The organism is Zestomonas insulae (assembly GCF_016901015.1).
Classification (GTDB): Bacteria; Pseudomonadota; Gammaproteobacteria; order Pseudomonadales; family Pseudomonadaceae; genus Aquipseudomonas; species Aquipseudomonas insulae.
Genome location: NZ_JAFEUP010000001.1, coordinates 454,600 through 469,871, shown reverse-complemented (window position 1 = coordinate 469,871; position 15,272 = coordinate 454,600). Strand labels below are relative to the sequence as shown.

Genomic DNA, 15,272 nt, shown 5'->3' with positions numbered 1-15,272 from the left:
ATGAATGCCATGCTGCTGGTGCCCGAACTGGGCCACCTGGCGATGATTCTCGCCCTGTGCTTCGCCATCGTGCAGGCCAGTTTGCCGCTGATCGGCGCCTGGCGCGGTGATCGGCACTGGATGGGTCTGGCGCAGCCGGCCGCCTGGGGCCAGTTCGCCTTCCTGGTGTTCGCCTTCGCCTGCCTGACCTGGGCGTTCATGGTCGACGATTTCTCGGTGCGCTATGTGGCGAGCAACTCCAACAGCGCGCTGCCCTGGTACTACAAGTTCAGCGCCGTGTGGGGCGCCCACGAAGGCTCGCTGCTGCTCTGGGCACTGATCCTCGGTGGCTGGACCTTCGCGGTGTCGATCTTCTCCCGTCAGCTGCCTCAAGCCATGCTGGCCCGCGTGCTGGCGGTAATGGGCATGATCAGCATCGGCTTCCTGCTGTTCCTGATCGTTACCTCCAACCCCTTCGAGCGCCTGCTGCCCAACACCCCGGCGGACGGCAACGACCTCAACCCGCTGCTGCAGGACATCGGCCTGATCATCCACCCGCCGATGCTGTACATGGGCTACGTGGGCTTCTCGGTGGCCTTTGCCTTCGCCATCGCCGCCTTGCTCGGCGGGCGCCTGGACGCCGCCTGGGCGCGCTGGTCGCGGCCGTGGACCATGGTCGCCTGGGCGTTCCTCGGCATCGGCATCACCCTCGGCTCCTGGTGGGCCTATTACGAACTGGGCTGGGGCGGCTGGTGGTTCTGGGACCCGGTGGAAAATGCCTCGTTCATGCCCTGGCTGGTCGGCACCGCGCTGATCCATTCGCTGGCAGTGACCGAGAAGCGCGGCGTGTTCAAGAGCTGGACCGTGCTGCTGGCCATCGCAGCGTTCTCGCTGTCGCTGCTCGGGACCTTCCTGGTGCGTTCCGGGGTACTGACGTCGGTGCACGCGTTCGCCTCCGACCCGGCGCGTGGCGTGTTCATCCTCGCCTTCCTGCTGCTGGTGGTCGGCGGTTCGCTGACCCTGTTCGCCATCCGTGCGCCGGTGGTCAAGAGCCAGGTCGGCTTCGGCCTGTGGTCGCGTGAGACCCTGCTGCTGGTCAACAACTTGGTGCTGGTGGTGGCTGCTTCGATGATCCTGCTCGGCACCCTGTATCCGCTGGTGCTCGACGCACTGACCGGCGCCAAGCTGTCGGTCGGCCCGCCGTACTTCAATGCGCTGTTCCTGCCGCTGATGGCGATCCTCATGCTGGTGCTGGCGGTCGGCGTGATCGTGCGCTGGAAGGACACCCCGCTGAACTGGCTGCTCGGTATGCTCGGCCCGGTGCTGATTGCCAGCGTGGTGCTCGGTGGCGTGGCCAGCTTCCTGCTCGGCGACTTCCACTGGGGTGTGCTGGCAGCCTGCCTGCTGGCCGCTTGGGTGGTGTTCGCCGGAGTGCGCGACCTGCTCGACAAGACCCGCCACACCGGCCTGCTCAAGGGTATGCGCAAGCTCAACAGCAGCTACTGGGGCATGCAACTGGCGCACTTCGGCATCGCCGTCTGCGCCCTCGGCGTGGTGCTGTCCAGCCAGGGCAGCGCCGAGCGCGACCTGCGCCTGGCACCCGGCGAGTCGGTCGAACTGGCCGGCTACCGCTTCGTCTTCGAGGGCGCCGCGCACTTCGAGGGGCCCAACTTCACCTCCGACAAGGGCACCGTCCGCGTCCTGCAGGGCGACCGTGAAGTGACCGTGCTGCACCCGGAGAAGCGCCTCTACTCCGTGCAGCAATCGGTGATGACCGAGGCCGGCATCGATGCCGGTTTCAGCCGCGACCTCTACGTGGCCCTCGGCGAGCCGCTGGGCAATGGCGCCTGGGCGGTCCGCGTGCACGTCAAACCCTATGTGCGCTGGATCTGGTTCGGCGGCCTGCTGACCGGTTTCGGCGGCCTGCTCGCGGCGCTCGACCGGCGCTATCGGGTCAAGGTAACCACCCGCGTGCGTGAAGCGCTCGGTCTGGCTGGAGCGCAAGCATGAAGCGGTTGGTGCTGTTGATTCCCCTGGCGATCTTCCTCGGCGTCGCCGTGTTCCTTTACAGCGGCCTGTTCAAGGACCCGTCGCTGCTGCCGTCGGCGCTGATCGGCAAGCCGGTGCCGGCCTTCTCGCTGCCCAGCGTGCAGGGCGACAAGACCCTCACCCAGGCCGACCTGCAGGGTCAGCCGGCGCTGCTCAACGTCTGGGCGACCTGGTGCATCTCCTGCCGCGTGGAGCACCCGGTGCTCAACAAGCTGGCCGGGCAGGGCGTGCGCATCGTCGGGGTCAACTACAAGGACGACAACGCCGCCGCGCTGAAATGGCTGCAGGAGTTCCACAACCCCTACCAACTCAACATCAATGACGCGCAGGGCAGCCTCGGCCTCGACCTCGGCGTGTACGGCGCACCGGAAACCTACCTGGTCGACCGCAAGGGCGTGATCCGCGACAAGTACGTCGGAGTGATCGACGAAACGGTCTGGCGCGAGAAGCTCGCCCCGGCCTACCAGGCCCTGGTGGACGAACAATGAAGCGCCTGCTCGCCGCCGCGGCGCTGACCCTTGGCCTCTACGGCATCGCGCAGGCCGCCATCGACACCTACGAGTTTGCCAACGACGCGCAGCGCGAGCGCTTCACCCAGCTGACCAAGGAACTGCGCTGCCCGAAGTGCCAGAACCAGGACATCGCCGACTCCAACGCGCCGATCGCCGCCGACCTGCGCCGCGAGATCCATCGCATGCTCGGCGAAGGGCAGAGCAACCAGCAGATCGTCGAGTTCATGGTCGACCGCTACGGCGATTTCGTGCGCTACAAGCCGCCGGTCAATGCACGCACCTGGCTGCTCTGGTACGGCCCGTACGTGCTGCTCGGCGGCGGCCTGCTGGTGCTCGGGGTGATCGTCCTGCGCCGGCGCCGGGTGGAGAACGCCGCGGTTGCCGACGTCCAGCTTTCCGAGCAGGAGCGCGCCCGTCTCGACGCCCTGCTGAATTCCACCTCCGCGGAAAAAACCTCGAATGATTGATTTCTGGCTCGCCGCCGGCCTGTTGTTGCTGGTGGCCCTGGCATTCCTGCTGATTCCGGTGCTGCGTGGTCGTCGCGTACAGCGCGAAGAAGACCGCACGGCGCTCAACGTGGCGCTCTACGAAGAGCGCTTGGACGAGCTGACTGGCCAGCACGCGGCCGGCGTGCTGACTGCCGAGCAACTTGAAGGCGGCCGCGCCGAAGCCGCGCGCGAACTGCTCGCCGATACCGAAGGCACCGAGGCCGCACGCAGTTCGCGGCTCGGTCGCGCGGTGCCGCTGGTTGCCGCGCTGCTGGTGCCGGTGCTCGCGCTGGGCCTGTACCTGCACTGGGGCGCCAGCGACAAGGTCGAACTGACCCGCGAATTCAGCCAGATGCCGCGCAGCATCGAAGACATGACTGCGCGCCTGGAACAGACCGTCAAGGCCCAGCCGGACTCCGCTGAGGCCTGGTACTTCCTCGGTCGCACCTACATGGCCCAGCAGCGCGCGGCGGACGCGGCCAAGGCTTTCGAGCATGCCGCGCTGCTCTCCGAGCACCAGCCGGAAGTGCTCGGCCAGTGGGCGCAGGCGCTGTATTTCGCCGGCGAACGCAAGTTCTCGCCGCAGATCCAGGCGCTGACCGACGAGGCGCTGAAGAAGGACGCCGAGGAAGTCACTAGCCTTGGCCTGCTCGGCATCGCCGCCTTCGAGGACCAGCGCTTCAAGGACGCGATCGGCTACTGGGAGCGGCTGATCGCCGTGCTGCCGGCCGAGGACCCTTCGCGGGCCGCGATCCAGGGTGGCGTGGAGCGCGCCCGCGCGCGTCAGCAGCAGGTCGGCGGCGTCGAGCCCGCACCGCCGCAAGTGGCGCAGCCATCGCCGCCGGCGGTTGCCGCGAGCACTGACGGCGCTACGCTGAAAGTACGGGTCAACCTGGCGGCCAGCCTCAAGGACAAGGTCCAGCCGGGCGACAGCGTGTTCGTCTTCGCGCGTGCCAGCAACGGTCCGCCGATGCCGCTGGCGGTCAAGCGCATGACGGTTGCCGACCTACCGGCCGAGGTGGAACTCAGCGATGCCGACGCGATGATGCCGCAGCTGAAACTTTCCGCCTTCCCGCAGGTTCAATTGGTGGCGCGCGTCTCGCGCTCCGGCAAGGCCACCGACGGCGAATGGATCGGCCGCAGCCAGCCGCTGGCCAGCAGCACGCGTGACCTGCAGCAGCTGAGCATCGACAGCCCCGACCAGTAACGGAGCAACGCCATGAAACCGACCGTGCAATTTCTCGCTGTAGGGCTGCTGGTCGGTCTGGCCGGCTGCACCTCGCAACGCCCCGCGCCGGACTATCCGGCGCCGCTGCCGCAAACGCCGGCACCGGCGCCGAGCACCCAGACCCCGACGCCGCGGCCGCCGATGCCGACCATTCCGTCGACGCCGAAACCGCCGACCACCATGAAGGCGCACCCGCGCTACGCGCCGCCGCCGGGCGGCAACTGCCACTGGGACACCGGCCTCGGCGTCTACGTGCTGGAGAAGGTGCCGGACGTTTATTACCGCGAGCGCACCTACTACCGCTGGGACGGCGGCTGGTTCTGGTCGAACGGCCCGCAGGGGCCCTGGCAGGAAACCGACAGCAGCGGCGTGCCGCCGGGCCTGTCGCGGCGCTACGCGCAGTAAGGCTCAGTGGAAATCGCGGCTGCGCACGTCGAGGCTGTTCGTTTAGCGCATCCTGCGTGAGCAGCACTCCGATCCGGCTTGCCAATCCAGAATAATTTGGAGCTTCTGCTCGCGGGCTGCCATTAACATCCGGGCTTGAGTGCTTGTTCCTCATTCCTTTGGGCGTCGCTTTTCCGCGGTGACAGGTCGCAGCAGCTTCTGGTCAGCGAAAGTTTATAGGGCTTGCCGAAGATGATTTGCGGGTATATACACCTATCCATGCTGACCACTCATTGCCTCTGCACCAAACTGCGCCGCGCGGCGCGGACGGTGACCAAACTGTACGACGACGCGCTCGCCGAGGTCGGCCTCAACGCGGCGCAGTACTCGTTGCTGCGCCACCTGGAGCGGCTCGACCAGCCGAGCATTTCCGACCTGGCCGAGGCCATGGGCCTGGATCGCAGTACCCTCGGTCGCAACCTGCGCGTGCTCGAAACGGCGGGGCTGCTCAGCCTCGACGGCGGCACCGATCAGCGTCATCGCCTGGTGCATCTCACGCCGCACGGCGCGCAGACTTTCGCCCGCGCCAAGCTGGCCTGGGCGCAGGCGCAGACGCAGATGAGCCAGCGCCTCGGCGAGTCGAAGCGCGAAGCGCTGATGCTGCTGCTCGACGATCTGGAAACCATCGACTGATTTTTTCGCGATAAAACGGGTACCTACCCGGAAAGGAAGATTCTTATGACTTCGCTCTGGCGTGCTAGCGGTTGGGTTCTCTTGGGGGCGGCGCTGATCCTCGCGCTGTCGCTCGGCATTCGCCATGGATTCGGTTTGTTCCTCGCACCGATGAGCGCCGACTTCGGCTGGGGCCGCGAGGTGTTCGCCTTCGCCATCGCCCTGCAGAACCTGATCTGGGGCCTCGCCCAGCCGTTCGCCGGGGCGCTGGCCGACCGCTTTGGGGCGACCCGCACGGTGATCGTCGGCGGTGTGCTGTATGCCCTGGGACTGGCGCTGATGGGCTCTGCCGATTCGGCCTGGTCGCTGTCGCTGAGCGCCGGGCTGTTGATCGGCATCGGCCTGTCCGGCACCTCGTTCTCGGTGCTGCTCGGCGTGGTCGGCCGCGCGGTGCCGATCGAGAAGCGCAGCATGGCCATGGGTATCGCCGCGGCCGCCGGCTCGTTCGGCCAGTTCGCCATGCTGCCCGGCACCCTGGGTCTGATCAGCTGGCTCGGCTGGTCGGCGGCACTGCTCGCGCTCGGCTTGCTGGTAGCGCTGATCGTGCCGCTGGCTGGTCTATTGAAGGACCAGCCAATGCCCGCCGTGGCCGGCGAGCAGACCCTCGGCGAGGCGCTGCGCGAGGCGGTCGGCCATTCCGGCTTCTGGCTGCTGGCGCTGGGCTTCTTCGTCTGCGGCTTCCAGGTGGTGTTCATCGGCGTGCACCTGCCGGCCTACCTGGTCGACCAGCACCTGCCGGCCTCGGTCGGCACCACGGTGCTGGCGCTGGTCGGCCTATTCAATATCTTCGGCACCTACCTGGCCGGTTGGCTCGGCGGGCGGATGTCCAAGCCGCGCCTGCTCACCGCGCTATACCTGCTGCGCGGGGTGGTGATCGTCGCCTTCCTCGCCGTGCCGCTGAGCGTGTGGAGCGCCTATGCGTTCGGCATCGCCATGGGCCTGCTGTGGCTGTCCACCGTGCCGCTGACCAACGGCACGGTGGCCACCCTGTTCGGCGTGCGCAACCTGTCGATGCTCGGTGGCATCGTGTTCCTCTTCCACCAGCTGGGTGCCTTCCTCGGCGGCTGGCTGGGCGGCTACCTGTATGACCACACCGGCAGCTACGACCTGGTCTGGCAGATTTCCATCGGCCTCAGCCTGATGGCCGCGGTGCTCAACTGGCCGGTGCGCGAGCGGCCGGTGGCGCGTCTGCAGATGGCCGGCGGTGTCGCATGATCGCCAAGCACGGAGGCCTGCTCGCCGTGCTGCTGGTCGGCCTAGTGGTGCTGGCGCTGATCTGGTGGGGCTGGCAGCGCGGCGGCCTGGCGCTGATGCAGTTGGGCATGGGCGCCTGCTGATTGCCGTGACGGGTGACTGCGCGTAGCGTTAGTCGATCATCATCTGCACAGGATTTGCGCCATGAAGTCGTCCCGTCTGTTCGCCGCGTTGCTGCTCGCCGCCGTTGCCGGCCCGGTGTTGGCGGAGTGTCCCGCCTTGCTGCAGGGCGAGCTGCCCAAGCTGCGCGCCAAGGAAAGCGTCGACCTGTGCGAGCGCTTTGCCGGCAAGCCGCTGCTGATCGTCAACACTGCCAGCCACTGCGGTTTCGCCCCGCAGTTCAAGGGCCTCGAGACGCTGTACAAGCAGTACCAGGGGCAGGGCCTCGAAGTGCTGGGCGTGCCGTCCAACGACTTCAAGCAGGAAGCCGCCGACACCGCCGAGACCGCCAAGGTCTGCTACGCCAACTACGGCGTAACCTTCACCATGACCGAACCGCAGGTGGTCACCGGCGAGCAGGCGATTCCGCTGTTCAAGCAGCTCGCCGAACAGAGCGGTGCGCCGCGCTGGAACTTCTACAAGTATGTGGTCGACCGCCAGGGCAAGGTGGTGGCGAGCTTTTCCAGCCTGACCAAGCCGGACAGCGACAGCCTGCGCGAAGCCCTGGAGCAGGCGATCGCCTCGCAACCCTGACTGCCGCGCCACCCGTTCGGGGTTAGTGGGGGTGGCGGTGCTGTGGCAGGCTCGGGCGCTATCGCTGCTGCCATGACGAGGCCCGCATGTCCCTTTCCGACCGCGTTTTGCTGGGTGGTGCGCTGGTCCTGGCCGGTGCCTGTATCGCCGTAACGCTGCTGCTGCGCTGGCCGGATGTGCAACCCGCAGTTCAGGTCAGCGCGGCGGCGAACGGCGTGGCCCCCGCACCGCTGCGTCCCGCGGCGGCGGTCGCGGCGGCGGTCGCGGCGGCGCCCGCCACGCCCACAACCAAGCAGACCGCGTCAGCCAATCAGGGGGACGCGCCGCGCACCGATGCCCAAGGCAATCTGCTGATCGAGCGCGGCCTGCGCGACTACTTCGATGGCTATCTGGCCAAGACCGAAGAGCAGGGGCTGGATGCCAGCGTGCGGGCCTTGGTCAGCGATGCCGGCACGCGCCTCAAGGAGCCGGCGCTCGGTCAGCTGTCGCAACTGCTCAGCGGCTACCTCGCCTACCTGCAGGCGACCTTGCAGGAGCCGGCGCCAGCGGTGCCGCTGGACGGCGCGCCGGATCACCAGCTGCAAGTGTTGCGCGATGGTCTGGAACGCAAGGTCAGCCTGCGCCGTGAACGGTTGGGGCCGCTGGCGGCCGCGGCGTTCTTCGCCGCGGAAGAGGCGCAGGAACGCTTCACCCTCGACAACCTGTCCCTGGAGTTGCGCGATGATCTTTCGCCGGAGGCGCGCGCGGCTGCCGCACAGGCCTTGCGCGAGGGTTTGCCGGCGGCCGAACAGGCGCGCCTGCAGGAGGCGCAAGCCGAGCGCGAGGAGCAGGATGAGCTGCGCCGGCTGCTCAGCGACGGGGCTGACGAGGTGCAGGTGCGCGAGTTGCTGGCGCGTCGGCATGACGCCGGCGAGGTCGAGCGCCAGCTTGCCGAACAGCGCGAGGCGCGCGTCTGGCAGCAGCAATACGCGGACTATCGTCAGGAGCTGCAGTCGTTGCTCGGCAGCGGCTTGCCCACTGCGCAGCAACAGACGGAAATTCTGGCGTTGCGCGAGCGCCGCTTCGCCGCCGCCGAGCAGTTCAAGGTGCAGGCCCTCGACGCCCGCGCCGACTTCCTCGAGCAGCGTGGCGCGAGCCGCTGAGCGGCGCTAGAAACGCCACGGGCCAGCGCAAGGCTGGCCCGTGGTGCATAACGCAGAAGCTTAGAAGCGGTAGGTCAGCTGTGCGCCGAGGCCGTGTGCGCTGTTCTCGTAGGTCGCACGGTAGGCGCCCTTGCCAGCTTTCACGTCGTTGATCTTGGCGTCGTCCTCTTGCAGGTAGGAGTAGGCCAGGTCGACGGTGATGTCCTCGTTCGGGCTCCACGCCGCGCCCAGGCTGAACGCCTTGCGGTCGTTGCTGGGAATGCGTGGCGAGCGATCCTGGTTGTTGACCGGCGACTGGTCGAAGGCCAGACCGGCGCGCAGCACCCACTCGGGGTTCAGCTTGTAGGCCGCGCCCACGGCGTAGGACCAGGTGTCGTGCCAGTTCTGCTCTTCGGTGATGGTGCCGAAGGTTGCCGAGGCCGGGCCGGCGCGCACGCCTTCGTTCTCGACGGTGATGTCCTTCAGGCGGCTCCAGCGGGTGAAGGTGCTGCCGGCATACACGGTCCAGCGCTCGTCGATGTCGTGGGTCAGCGACAGGTCGACCGATTCCGGGGTGGTCAGGTCCAGCGAGGCGTCGTACTTGCCGTAGGCGCCGATGCCGAAGTTGCCTAGCGCCGGGTTGTTGCCGCTGATCTTGGTGTCGCCTTCCAGGGTGTAGTCGACCTTGGAGTGGTAGGTCAGGCCGGCGCGGGTCTGCGGGGTGAACTCGTAGAGCACGCCGATGTTGTAGCCGACCGCCGTGTCGTCGCCCTTGATCTTCACACGGCTTTCCGCGCCACCGGGGATCGGCGAGGCGACCGCGCTTTCCAGCTTGCCATCGATGCGGTTGATGGTCAGGCCGAGGCCCAGCGACAACTGGTCGTTGAAGCGGTAGCTGACGGTCGGCTGGGTGGTGATCACCCGCACTTCGCTGTAGTCGCCGTAGAAGCGGCCCTGGAAGCCGCCTTCGTAGTCGGTGATCAGGCCGAACGGCACGTATACGCCGAGGCCGAAGGCCCACTGGTCGTCGATCGGCTTGACGTAGTAGCCCATCGGCACGGCGGTGAACGGCACCATGTCGCCGTCGTTGCTGCCGGCAAACGTGCCGCTGGCGTGGTCGATGTCGGTCTTGGCGATGATCGCCGCGGCGCCGAAGCTGACCTGCTCGCGCTTCAGACGCGACATCCCGGCCGGGTTGCCGAACACGGTGGAAGCATCGTCAGCAGACGACGAACGGCCGGCGTAGGAAGTGCCCATGCCGCTGATGCTTTGTTCGTTGATGGCAAAGCCACCCGCCAGGCTATAGGTGGAGAGAGCGCTGATGGTCAGGGCGAGGGTGGACTTGAACCAAACTTGTTTCATGAAGGACTCCAGGGACGGAAAGCGGGGCGAAAACTAGCAGGATTCAGAGGGGCTTTCCACAATTGATATTGCTGGATTGTCTGACAAATAACGGCACTTTGATGGCATCTTGCGGGGAATTTGCGAATGTCTTTCGCCCCGAAACAGCCCCTCTAGGCGACGTGGCTGAGGTGGCCGATGCAATGCCGCCAGGCGTTCAGAAAATCGCGCACCTGGCCCTGCGGCTGGAACACCTGACGCCAGATCTGCGCCAGGCCGATCAGGTCGTCGGGCGGCGGCAGCGGTGTTTCCTCGACCTGCACCAGCAACCAGGCGATAGCGGTGGCATAGCGCAGGTTGACGGTCAATTCGAGGTGCGGCGCCGAAAGGAAGGCGTGCTGACTGGCTAGACCGCGCACTCGGCTGGCGAGTTCCGGGTCGAGCGCGAGGTGATGGTCCCAAAGCAAACGGTGGCGAACGTCGCCGATCCGGTAGAGGCCGTGGCCTTGCGAGTCGTCGAGGGCGGAGCCGAGCGCCGACTGACAGGCGGCGGTGCCGAGCAGCAGGGCTTCCGCGCTCGCGGAATGACAGCCCAGGTAGAGGAGGGTAGGGCGGATCACGTGTTGGGTAAGTTCACTGGCTGCGATGCCCATACCGACCTCGTGGAAAGGGTGCCGGTGAGGCCGGGGCGCATGGCAGCTTTTTTTACTGTTCTCGGAAAGGCCCCACCGGAAGCGGGGTTAGCCGCTCATGTTGAAGTGTAGTGGGATGTTTTTACTGTAAAGGCCTGTTTTTAAATCAATTACACATTTAAGGCATAACCCATATAGCCCTGAATGCTTAAAGAGCGGCTGTTCAGTCGACGTGCAGCCGGCGCCAGAGACCGCGTAGCAACGGCGTCAGCAGCCCAGCCGTTGTCGCCGGCATGGCTCAGTGGCGGCCAGCCGGCTGCCAATAGGGGGATGGTCGAGATGCCGAAGCCACCGCGCGGCGACTCGGGCCGCGCGGAGGTGCTAGTGAGCCGCCGTCGCTCAATCGCCGGTGGCGACGGGCCGCGCCGGATCGGTGATCCACTCGCTCCACGAGCCGGCGTACAGCGGCGCCAGCGGGTAGCCGGCGAGGCTCAGGGCGAACAGGTTGTGGCAGGCCGTGACGCCGGAGCCGCAGTAGGCCACCAGCTGCTCGGCCGGCTGGCCAGCGAGCAACCCGGCGAAGCGCTGCTGCAGTTGCGCGGCGGGGAGGAAGCGCCCGTCGCTGCCGAGGTTGTCGGTGAAGGCGGCGCAGCGCGCGCCGGGAATATGCCCGGCAACCGGGTCGATCGGTTCGACTTCGCCGCGAAAGCGCGGCAGGCCGCGGGCGTCCAGCAAGGTCAGCGCCGGCTGGCCGAGGCGTGCCTGCAGCTCGGCGGCGCTGAGCACCAGGCCGGCATCCGGGCTGCCCTGGAAGCTGCCGCGCGGCGCGGCCAGGACGTCATGTGTCAGCGGCAGGCCGGCGGCGCGCCAGGCGTTCAGCCCGCCATCGAGAAGGAACACGCCGTCGCGCTTGCCGAGCCACGCCAGCAGCCACCAGGCACGGGCGGCGAAAGCGCCGGGGCCGTCGTCGTAGAGGACGATGTCGCTGGTGTTGTCGATGCCCCAGTCACGCAGCCGCTCGATCAGGCGAGCCGGCTCCGGCAGTGGGTGGCGGCCGCTCACGCCTTTGCGCACTGGCCCGGAGAGGTCGTGTTCCAGGTCGGCGAACTGCGCGCCGGGGATATGCGCTTCGGCATAGCTGCGCTGCCCGTAACTGATGTCTTCCAGCGCGAAGCGGCAGTCCAGCAGCACCAGCCCGGGTTGCTGCAGGCGGGCGGCGAGTTGCTCCGGGGTGATCAGTTGCGCGAGCGGCATGACGAACTCCTGTGTCGTTTGAAAGTCAGTGGGCATCATAGTCTCGACGATAAGAAGAGAGGGGAGCATTCGATGCTGCGCCTGCAACCTGTCACCGAAACCGCCACCCTGGCCCGCCGTCTCGGCGTGGTGCTGGGTTCGCTGCTGGTGACGCTGTATTACTGCCTGAAAGTCATTGGCCGGGCCGTGGTCGGCCGCCTGCGTCGCCAGGACGTCGATGGCTACACGCGGCGCTGGTCGGCCGCATTGCTGCGCCTGGTGCGCATGCAACTGAGCGTGGACGGCAGCCTGCCGGACTTCAACGACGGCCGCCGCTACCTGATCCTCTGCAGCCATTCCAGCCACTACGACATCCCGGCCACGTTCGTTGCGCTGCCCGGGTCGATCCGCATGCTGGCGAAGAAGGAGCTGTTCCGCATTCCGTTCCTCGGCCGGGCCATGCGCGCCGCCGAATTCCCATCGCTCGACCGCCACAACCGCCAGCAGGCCCTGCTTGACTTGGCCCGCGCCCGGCAGATGATGGAAAGCGGCATCGTGCTGTGGGCCGCGCCGGAGGGCACGCGTTCGGCGGATGGCCAGTTGCTGCCGTTCAAGAAGGGCTGCTTCCACCTGGCCGTGGACACCGGCGCGGTGATCATTCCGGTGGCCATCAGCGGCATCCACAACGTGCTGCCGGCGCGCACCTGGCGCTTCAACCTGGGCCAGCCGGTGCACCTGTGGGTCGGCGAGGCGCTGGATGCTAGCCGCTACGACGTCGAGCAACTCGAGGCGCTGATGGGCGAGACCCGCGTGCGCATGCAGGCGCTGCTCGACAGTGCGCCACAACCCGCGCCAGTCGGCGAGCCGTTGCCGCACGCCGGTTGCGCCTGAGCCGTTCGGCCAAGAAAAAGCCCGCCGATTGGCGGGCTTCTTTGTGCGTGCAGCGCTTAGTTGATCTTCAGCTTGCCGATCCGGTCGTTCTCCAGACTGCCGAGGTACAGGTAGTCACCCACCGGCTTGACCGAGGTGATCATGCGTAGGTGGCTGCCGCTGGTGTCATGCAGGCTGCGTACGATCTTGCCGTTCTCGTCGATGGCGATGGCCAGGCCGTAGGGAATCGCCTTCGGCCACAGCGCGCGCGGCAGCTTGGCGATCTGCGCCTTGAGCCACGGATGGCGGTGCAGGAAGTCGGCGTCGGACTTGCGCGGCGAGGGCAGGGCGACCCAGAAGGTGCCGGCGTGGTCGCCTTGCAGGTTGTCCGGCAGGCCGGGCAGGTTGTCGATGAAGATGTCGTGCTGGCCGGCCTTGTCGCCCTTCAGCCAGTAGCGGGTGATGCGGTAGCGGTAGGTTTCGTTGATCAGCACGAAGTCTTCGTTGGCCGACAGCGCCACGCCGTTGCCGAAGTACAGGTCCTTGAGCAGGGTTTCGGTCTTGCCGGTGGCCGGGTCGTAGCGCAGCAGGCGGCCGTGCGGGCGCGCTTCGAGCAGGTCGAGCAGGTAGTCCGGTTGCTCGAAGGTCGAGGCGTCGCTGAAGTAGATGCGCCCGTCGCGGGCGATGTCCAGGTCGTCGGTGAAGCGGAACGGCACACCGTCCGCCTCGTGGCTGAGCACGCTGATGTTGCCCTGCGGGTCGATGCGCAGCAGGCCTTTATAGGAGTCGGCGACGATCAGGTTGCCCTGCGCGTCGAACTCCATGCCCAGCGGGCGGCCACCGGTGTCGGCGAAGGTTTCCGCCTTGCCGTCGGCGCCGATGCGCACCACCTTGCCGTTGTGCAGGCCGGCGTAGACGCGGCCCTGGCTGTCCACCGCGGTGTCTTCCGGGCCGTGGATCTGCCCCTGGCCGAGCAGTTCGGCCTTCATCAGCGTGTCGTTGGGTTCCATGACGCCGGTCATCGGCGGGGCGGCGGGCGCTTCCCAGGCCAGCGGGTCGATCGGACTGGGGATCAGCAACAGATAGCCGGCGAGCGCGGCCAGGACCAGGACAACGAGTCCAAGAAGCTTTTTCATGACATTCCTTTATTCTGATTTTTGTCGGACAAGCGCGAGCAGCATAGGAATACCGGCCTGGGCGAACAAGCCGTGAATATCCGTGCATTGCCGGGGTGGATATACTGCGCGCCTTCGCAAAGGAGAGCCCTGTGGCTATCGATATCACCTGGATCCGCGACGATGCCAGCCTGGCGCAGCATTGCGCCGCCTGGCAGCAGTTGCCGTACGTCGTACTGGACACCGAGTTCGTGCGGGTCGACACCTTCTTCCCGCAGGCCGGTCTGGTGCAGGTCGGCGACGGCCGCGCCGCCTTCCTGATCGACCCGTTGCTGATCGGCGACTGGCAGCCGTTCGCCGCGCTGCTGGAGAACCCGGCGGTGGTCAAGGTGCTGCACGCCTGCAGCGAGGACCTCGAGGTGTTCCTGCGCCTGACCGGCGCCTTGCCGGCGCCGCTATTCGACACCCAGCTGGCCGCCGCCTACCTCAACCTGGGCTTTTCCATGGGCTACTCGCGCCTGGTCCAGGAAGTGCTCGGCGTCGAACTACCCAAGGGCGAGACGCGCTCCGACTGGCTGCAGCGGCCGCTGTCGCCGACTCAGGTCAGCTACGCCGCGGAAGACGTGCTGCACCTCGCGGAAGTCTACGAAGCGCTGCTGGCCAAGTTGTCCGCCGAGAAACTCGCCTGGCTGCTGGAAGATGGCGATGAACTGGTCGCCAACCAGCGCCGCGTGACGCCGGCCGAAGAGGCCTACCGCGACGCCAAGCTGGCCTGGAAACTGGCCCCGGCGCAGCTCGCGGTGATGCGCGCGCTGTGCACCTGGCGCGAGCAGCAGGCCCGCGAGCGCGACCTGCCGCGCAACCGCGTGCTGCGCGAGGCCTCGCTGTGGCCGCTGGCGCGTTTCCAGCCGAGCGACCTGGTCAGCCTGGCGCGCATCGAGGACATGCATCCGCGCACCGTGCGCCAGGATGGCGAGTTCATCCTGCAGCTGGTCAGGGACGCCGCCGCGCTGCCCAAGCAGGACTGGCCCGAGGCCCTGCCCGAGCCGCTGCCCTTGGAGGCCTCCGCGCTGCTGAAGAAGCTGCGCAGCGTCGGTCAGCGTGAAGCCGAACGCCTGGCAATGGCGCCCGAGCTGATGCTGCGCAAGAAAACCCTCGAAGCCCTGCTGAAAACCGGCTTCCCCAACGGTCCCTACCATCTGCCCGAGTCGCTGCGCGGCTGGCGGCGCGAGCGCATGGGCCAGGCCCTGCTCGATACCTTGGCCGGCGCTGTGCCGGGAGAACAGGCATGAAACGTATCTGCTCCATCTACAAGAGCACCCGCAAGAACGAAATGTACCTCTACGTGCTCAAGGCCGACGCCCTGAAGCGCGTACCGCCGGCGCTGCTCAGCGCGTTCGGCACGCCGCAGCACGCCTTCGACCTGGTCCTCAGCCCGGAGCGCCAGCTGGCCCGCGAGGACATCCACCAGGTGCTGGACAACCTCGACAAGCAAGGCTTCCACCTGCAGATGCCGCCGGCGGAAGAAGAATACATCGAGCACCTGCCGGACGAGCTGCTGCGCCGCAACGACCCCGTCTGACCTAGCCTTTCCCTGTCGATTCCACGCCCGGCCGCGCTCAGCGCGCCCGGGCCGAGCTG

General features: G+C 67.2%; 17 protein-coding genes. 13 read left to right on the top strand and 4 right to left on the bottom strand.

All coding sequences use genetic code 11. From position 1 onward, the window contains the following. From JQX08_RS02265 to JQX08_RS02225, 10 genes are all read left to right on the top strand, one after another. Nucleotides 1–1,989: a heme lyase CcmF/NrfE family subunit gene (locus JQX08_RS02265; protein WP_430472491.1), complete on the top strand. Its 1,989-nt coding sequence runs from the start codon at nucleotides 1–3 to the stop codon at nucleotides 1,987–1,989. Then, complete coding sequence (locus JQX08_RS02260) at nucleotides 1,986–2,516, top strand: DsbE family thiol:disulfide interchange protein (protein WP_204914401.1); 531 nt, start codon at nucleotides 1,986–1,988, stop codon at nucleotides 2,514–2,516. Before JQX08_RS02265 ends, JQX08_RS02260 begins: the two co-directional genes overlap by 4 nt. Continuing rightward, nucleotides 2,513–3,007, top strand: a complete 495-nt coding sequence (locus tag JQX08_RS02255; protein ID WP_204914400.1) for a cytochrome c-type biogenesis protein — start codon at nucleotides 2,513–2,515, stop codon at nucleotides 3,005–3,007. The genes JQX08_RS02260 and JQX08_RS02255 overlap by 4 nt, the downstream gene beginning before the upstream one ends. Next, complete coding sequence (gene ccmI / locus JQX08_RS02250; RefSeq protein ID WP_204914399.1) at nucleotides 3,000–4,235, top strand: c-type cytochrome biogenesis protein CcmI; 1,236 nt, start codon at nucleotides 3,000–3,002, stop codon at nucleotides 4,233–4,235. The genes JQX08_RS02255 and ccmI overlap by 8 nt, the downstream gene beginning before the upstream one ends. Nucleotides 4,236–4,247: 12 nt before the next feature. Next, the gene (locus tag JQX08_RS02245; protein WP_204914398.1) at nucleotides 4,248–4,661 is read left to right on the top strand and encodes a hypothetical protein; all 414 of its coding nucleotides are present in this window, start codon (nucleotides 4,248–4,250) and stop codon (nucleotides 4,659–4,661) included. Nucleotides 4,662–4,919: 258 nt separating this feature from the next. Continuing rightward, a complete protein-coding gene (locus tag JQX08_RS02240; protein ID WP_204914396.1) occupies nucleotides 4,920–5,333 on the top strand; it encodes a MarR family winged helix-turn-helix transcriptional regulator in 414 nt (137 codons plus the stop codon). 45 nt (nucleotides 5,334–5,378) lie between these two features. Continuing rightward, the gene (locus JQX08_RS02235; protein WP_204914393.1) at nucleotides 5,379–6,587 is read left to right on the top strand and encodes an MFS transporter; all 1,209 of its coding nucleotides are present in this window, start codon (nucleotides 5,379–5,381) and stop codon (nucleotides 6,585–6,587) included. Then, complete coding sequence (locus tag JQX08_RS22330; protein WP_283246496.1) at nucleotides 6,584–6,709, top strand: hypothetical protein; 126 nt, start codon at nucleotides 6,584–6,586, stop codon at nucleotides 6,707–6,709. Before JQX08_RS02235 ends, JQX08_RS22330 begins: the two co-directional genes overlap by 4 nt. A gap of 61 nt (nucleotides 6,710–6,770) precedes the next feature. Continuing rightward, nucleotides 6,771–7,319 (top strand): glutathione peroxidase, encoded by a 549-nt coding sequence (locus tag JQX08_RS02230; RefSeq protein WP_204914392.1) that lies wholly within the window; start codon nucleotides 6,771–6,773, stop codon nucleotides 7,317–7,319. Nucleotides 7,320–7,405: 86 nt separating this feature from the next. Continuing rightward, nucleotides 7,406–8,461 (top strand): lipase secretion chaperone, encoded by a 1,056-nt coding sequence (locus JQX08_RS02225; protein WP_204914391.1) that lies wholly within the window; start codon nucleotides 7,406–7,408, stop codon nucleotides 8,459–8,461. 60 nt (nucleotides 8,462–8,521) lie between these two features. Here JQX08_RS02225 and JQX08_RS02220 read toward each other — a convergent pair whose 3' ends face one another. From JQX08_RS02220 to JQX08_RS02210, 3 genes are all read right to left on the bottom strand, one after another. Continuing rightward, entirely contained in the window at nucleotides 8,522–9,802 is a 1,281-nt protein-coding gene (locus JQX08_RS02220) for an OmpP1/FadL family transporter (RefSeq protein WP_204914390.1), read from the bottom strand. Nucleotides 9,803–9,954: 152 nt separating this feature from the next. After that, nucleotides 9,955–10,434 (bottom strand): hypothetical protein, encoded by a 480-nt coding sequence (locus JQX08_RS02215; protein ID WP_204914389.1) that lies wholly within the window; start codon nucleotides 10,432–10,434, stop codon nucleotides 9,955–9,957. 378 nt (nucleotides 10,435–10,812) lie between these two features. Next, nucleotides 10,813–11,667 (bottom strand): sulfurtransferase, encoded by an 855-nt coding sequence (locus JQX08_RS02210; RefSeq protein WP_204914388.1) that lies wholly within the window; start codon nucleotides 11,665–11,667, stop codon nucleotides 10,813–10,815. Between the two features lie 72 nt (nucleotides 11,668–11,739). On the opposite strand from JQX08_RS02210, the gene JQX08_RS02205 reads away from it, so the two are divergent. Then, a complete protein-coding gene (locus tag JQX08_RS02205; protein ID WP_204914387.1) occupies nucleotides 11,740–12,537 on the top strand; it encodes a lysophospholipid acyltransferase family protein in 798 nt (265 codons plus the stop codon). 56 nt (nucleotides 12,538–12,593) lie between these two features. On the opposite strand, the gene JQX08_RS02200 is transcribed toward JQX08_RS02205, so the two are convergent. Next, a complete protein-coding gene (locus JQX08_RS02200; protein WP_204914385.1) occupies nucleotides 12,594–13,652 on the bottom strand; it encodes an SMP-30/gluconolactonase/LRE family protein in 1,059 nt (352 codons plus the stop codon). A gap of 131 nt (nucleotides 13,653–13,783) precedes the next feature. On the opposite strand from JQX08_RS02200, the gene rnd reads away from it, so the two are divergent. Both rnd and JQX08_RS02190 read left to right on the top strand, forming a co-directional pair. Beyond that, on the top strand, nucleotides 13,784–14,923 hold the full coding sequence (gene rnd, locus JQX08_RS02195) for a ribonuclease D (RefSeq protein WP_204914384.1): 1,140 nt from the start codon (nucleotides 13,784–13,786) through the stop codon (nucleotides 14,921–14,923). Further along, nucleotides 14,920–15,213 (top strand): YcgL domain-containing protein, encoded by a 294-nt coding sequence (locus tag JQX08_RS02190; RefSeq protein ID WP_204914382.1) that lies wholly within the window; start codon nucleotides 14,920–14,922, stop codon nucleotides 15,211–15,213. Before rnd ends, JQX08_RS02190 begins: the two co-directional genes overlap by 4 nt. The last annotated feature ends 59 nt before the right edge of the window (nucleotides 15,214–15,272 follow it).